Source organism: Lachnoclostridium sp. MSJ-17 (genome assembly GCF_018918205.1).
GTDB lineage: Bacteria > Bacillota > Clostridia > Oscillospirales > Acutalibacteraceae > Ruminococcoides.
In genome coordinates, this window is sequence record NZ_JAHLQB010000108.1 from 1 (window position 1) to 3,986 (window position 3,986).

3 protein-coding genes and 1 tRNA gene are annotated in these 3,986 nt (G+C 46.8%); 1 reads left to right on the plus strand and 3 read right to left on the minus strand.

Annotated features, from left to right (window positions below; all coding sequences use genetic code 11):
* A partial coding sequence (locus KQI64_RS08950) for a sensor histidine kinase (protein WP_216524360.1) occupies positions 1–1,583 on the minus strand: 1,583 nt, incomplete at its 3' end.
* A 262-nt stretch (positions 1,584–1,845) separates the two neighbouring features.
* On the opposite strand from KQI64_RS08950, the gene KQI64_RS08955 reads away from it, so the two are divergent.
* Positions 1,846–1,922, plus strand: a tRNA-Met gene (locus tag KQI64_RS08955).
* 267 nt (positions 1,923–2,189) lie between these two features.
* On the opposite strand, the gene KQI64_RS08960 is transcribed toward KQI64_RS08955, so the two are convergent.
* Together KQI64_RS08960 and KQI64_RS08965 are read right to left on the minus strand one after the other, a co-directional pair.
* Positions 2,190–2,636: a plasmid mobilization protein gene (locus KQI64_RS08960; protein WP_216524361.1), complete on the minus strand. Its 447-nt coding sequence runs from the start codon at positions 2,634–2,636 to the stop codon at positions 2,190–2,192.
* A 260-nt stretch (positions 2,637–2,896) separates the two neighbouring features.
* The coding region (locus KQI64_RS08965) for a site-specific integrase (protein ID WP_216524362.1) at positions 2,897–3,986 on the minus strand (1,090 nt) is incomplete at its 5' end.

A 3,986-nucleotide genomic window follows, 5' to 3' on the forward strand; every position in this document is an offset into this window, starting at 1 on the left:
ACGCCGTGCTTTACGGCGTTTTCGGCAAGCGGCTGAACGGATAGCAGCGGTATCTCAAAATCTGTCGCCTGTATGTCGTACTCGATGTTGAGCTGGTCATCAAAGCGCAGCTTTTCTATATATAAATACTTTTTCAGGTGCTCAAGCTCCTTGGTGAACGGCACCGGCGAGGTCTGCTTCAGCGAATCCATGTTGCCGCGCAGATAGTCCGAGAAGGTGACCGTAGCGGTGTACGCGGTGTCGGGATTCAGCTTGCAGAGAATCGCGATGGAGCTCAGCGCGTTGTACATGAAGTGCGGCCGTATCTGGCTGACCATCACGCTTACCTTCGCCTCGTACAATTCCTTTTGCACCTGCTGATATCGGATAGCCTCCTTGTACTGCCTGCGGAAATCCATGCCGAAGCGCACCAGCTGATAAACGATAGTGATCGCAAGACCGATGCGCAGGTGGTTCTTTCCGTACAGATCGACAAACATATCAAGAATGTCAATGGACACAAAGAACACGAGCGGCACCCAAGAAACGAGGTAGTCGACCAGCTCGAACTTCCTTTTGCCCTTGATCTCGATGCAAAGCAGGATCGTCATGATCAAGGTGCTGACCGCGCCGGCTATATACAAGGATATCACCGTAGCCATCAAGTCGGCGGTGTTCGTCATGTGCAGAACGATATTCACGATCATCAGCACAAAAAACGCCGTCGCGACCGAGGACGCGATTATCCTTGTCGCCTTCAGCTGCAAAAGCGACCTCAGATAAAGCATGACCGAGACCGAGAACATGTAGCACGCCAGCACATAGGTCATCATGCAGACAGTCGGGTCCGGTATCCACATGTAGATGTAGTTGCTGAGCTTTCCCATGACCATATAAAAGCCCGCGAAGAAGCACAGCGCGCCGAACGCGATATACCTGAAATCTATCCGCCCCAGCATGCCGCTCGCTATCGGGAAGAAAAATACGCCGAAGAAGCACACTATCAAAAACATTATTATGGGCGGTAAAGCCTCAAAGATAAAGTTGTGATACATTCCGTCCGAATAGCTCAGCACCACATAAAAGCAGTCGGAAAAACTCTCGGTTTTAAATTCGTAAGGAAACTCCACTTCAAGGATTTTTTCTCCGGTGTCTTTATACCTGTCATCATACTCAAGGCTGGTATTGTAAATAGTGTATCCCGGGGTGTCTGTCAGCTTATCCCCGATGTATTCTATACCCCCGTAATCATAATCGTCCCCGGGCTCGTGCCGGTATCCGTCGATATAATTCCCGTCCGCGTCCTTGATAGTGTACCAGACGTTTTTGCAAACGATCTCCATAGAACTGTACAGACCGAGTTCTTCACTGAACTTGCCCTTGAACACAGCCTTGTGAAAATGCTCCTCTATAGGCTTTTCGTTGTCTATGGGCTTCCACTCGCCGCCGTCGATAGAGTACACTCCGTCGATCATAACGTTGAGTTTCTCGTTCGCGTCGATGTGCGAGGTTATCCTGATATTCTGCCACAGGACCCAGCCAAACACCGCCACCAGCGCCAGGGCGATGGCAAACATCCACGCCTTGCCCTTTATTGTTTTCATATTTATCCCTTCTTTCGGGAATCTTATTTTTTATTGTAACATTAAAGCGCCAAAATGAAAAGATGTTTTGAAGATTTTTTCACCCGAAAAAGAACATTTTTGGGCAAATAAAGGGAAATTCCGCAAAAATGCAACGTCGCCGCGCATAAATAATCCGTTATTTTCAGCGCCAATTTGGGCAGAATGGGCAAAGTTCGAAATACCGCTTGACAATACCGCCCGAAAATGATATAATGAACAAGCTGAAAAAAGCAATATATATCGCGGGATAGAGCAGTTCGGTAGCTCGTCGGGCTCATAACCCGAAGGTCGTTGGTTCAAATCCTTCTCCCGCAACCAAGTTAACCGCCATAAACATTGCGTTTATGGCGGTCTTTTTTTGTGTCGGAGTAAATATTGACAATTATATGTTTTGTGTTTACCCTTACTGTACCCTTATTCGGTAAATTTATGTGAAGTTAGTTGTTTTCAATTTTACGAGGTTGTATAGTTCATCATATCTTTTCTTTCTCTGTTGGAATTCAAGAAGTCAACAGTTCAAGAAGGCAAGCGGTCAGCCTTTGTTTGTAAAGTTCCAAGATGTCAAGAAGGTAAGAAGGCATCCTGTCAGAGTTTTTCTTCTATCTGCTCCATGCGTTTTTCCAAACGCCGAACTGCATCCGCTAAGTTGCTTATCGCTTTTCCTGTATGGATTCCGATGCTTTTTGGAAGGTTGCTATCTTTCTCAATCAACAAATCAACGAAACGAGTCATTTGGTCATAGACTTGATTCATCAATTCCTGCACCTTCTCAATCTGTTCGTTTGAAATCGTCTTAGCAGAATTTGCGGTGTGCGCGATTTGGTTGATGTTGTTACCGATTCTGCTGAGTTGAATAATCAGTTCTCCAAGATTCTCGCAGACAATAATACGTTTTCGGTGAAGTAAAATTTCGATGAAGGCAGACATGCTGAAGTTCATCATTTTTGCATATTGCTCAATTAGTTGCTTATCGTCCGGAGTCAGACGAATATGCAAGGTTTCTGTTTTTCGAATTTCGGTGTTGTTCTCCATGATTTTGAACTTTTTGATTTTTTCCTTTCTGTTGGATTCAATGGAAATATTGAGAAAAAGCTGAATGTGAAAAAATATTTTGATTTCTTCTTGGACTAACCTGCATTTTTTCTCTGAAAAAAGTTGTAATCAAAACCGGGGGTTGCGAGCACAGATTTTGTGTCGCAAGCGGTACACAAAATCACTCGTCAGGGCGAATCCCTGAAACCCTCAAATCGCGAAATCGCTCAGAATTTCCTACGGAAAAATTTTTTCAAAAATCAGAGATTTTCCATTTTCTCCAAAACGTTTCGTTTCGCGGAAACTGAGGGATGGCAATAAAGATCCATCGTAAGCTGAACGGACGAATGTCCTAAAATCTCGCTGACGACCTTCACGGGCATATCGTTTTCAATCGCCCTTGTCGCAAAAGTGTGACGGATGGTGTGAAAATGATGGAGCGGCACTTTCGCGTCTTTGAGGATTCTCCTGTACACTTTGCGGAGGTAGTTCGGTTCGATCAAACCGCCGAACTCGTTTGCGAAAACATAACCGTTGTCGCTGTAAGCTTTCCCCAACCGCTGCTTTTCAAAGAGCTGCCTTGCTCTGTGAACGAGGAGCTTTTGCAGCATTGTGTCGGTGAGCGGAATCACGCGGTTGCCTTTCTTGGTCTTGGGAGCGCCCTCGACGATTTGCGTTCTTTTGCCCTTGGCTTTGATGTCAGACGACTTTTTCTGTACACGCTGCAATGTACGCCTGACGCGGAATTCCTTCGCTGCAAGGTCAATGTCGCTCCATTTGAGCGCACACAGCTCGCCTAACCGCAGTCCCGTGAAGAAGTCCAGCTCGATAGCAAAGCCGAGTCTGTCCTTTCGAGCGGCTTCAATAATTGCGCGCTGCTCTTCGGGCTTAAAAACGATAATTTCTTTTTCCTCCTTTGAGGGCAACACCACACCTTCCGAAACGTTGACCGACAGGATTTTGTTAATCACCGCCTGCTGCAAGGCTTCGTGCAGCATATTGTACATGTTGCGAATGGTTTTCGGGCTGAGACCGCCTTTGCCGTCAATCCTGCCGTTCATGCGTTTTTCGTTGAAAAACACCTGCAACTGGTTGGTGGTGAGCTTTTGCAGCTGCAAGCCGCCAATCAAGGGTGAAACATGCCGCTCGACATACGCTTGATAACTTGCGTAGGTGCTGGGGCGCACCTTGATGTAGGCGTAGCTCGTCAGCCAGATGTTCAGCCATTCCGACAGCGTGATGTCACGCGGAACAATATAGGTGCCGTTCTGGATCGCGGAAACCTTCTCGTTGATCTTCTTCGCAACCTCGGCGCGCGTCTTGCCGTACACCGATACCTGCTTTTGCTTG

Excerpts from the sequence above, each read along its gene's own strand:
- KQI64_RS08960 (WP_216524361.1), bottom strand. The coding sequence starts at position 2,636 with ATGGAGAACAACACCGAAATTCGAAAAACAGAAACCTTGCATATTCGT.